This window comes from Psychrobacter sp. TB20-MNA-CIBAN-0197, assembly GCF_040309765.1.
Lineage (GTDB): Bacteria > Pseudomonadota > Gammaproteobacteria > Pseudomonadales > Moraxellaceae > Psychrobacter > Psychrobacter submarinus.
Genome location: NZ_JBEOPC010000839.1, coordinates 1 through 261, shown reverse-complemented (window position 1 = coordinate 261; position 261 = coordinate 1). Strand labels below are relative to the sequence as shown.

Below are 261 nucleotides of genomic sequence, written 5' to 3'. Positions count from 1 at the left end.
GTGTAGCTATAAGGGCACCCACTAAAGGTTGCTCAGTAGTAAGTTGTGCGCCTAAGTAAGTAGCAATAGTAAACATTGGTCCTGGCACTGCCTGTGCACTCGCGTAAGCACTTAAAAACTGATCATCACTCAATGCTGGTACGCCAGCTTGAAGTACTGGCAGTACTACGTGTCCGCCGCCAAACACCATTGCACCCGCTTGGTAAAAAGGGGTAAACAAAGCAAACTCATGTTCTAGTGGAATAAAGCTAACCCCAAGTA

Annotated in this window: 1 protein-coding gene; it reads right to left on the bottom strand. The window is 46.7% G+C overall.

What is annotated here, in order from left to right:
* Positions 1-261: chromate transporter (locus AAEY83_RS16225; RefSeq protein WP_351060664.1), on the bottom strand; the 261-nt coding region annotated here is incomplete at both ends.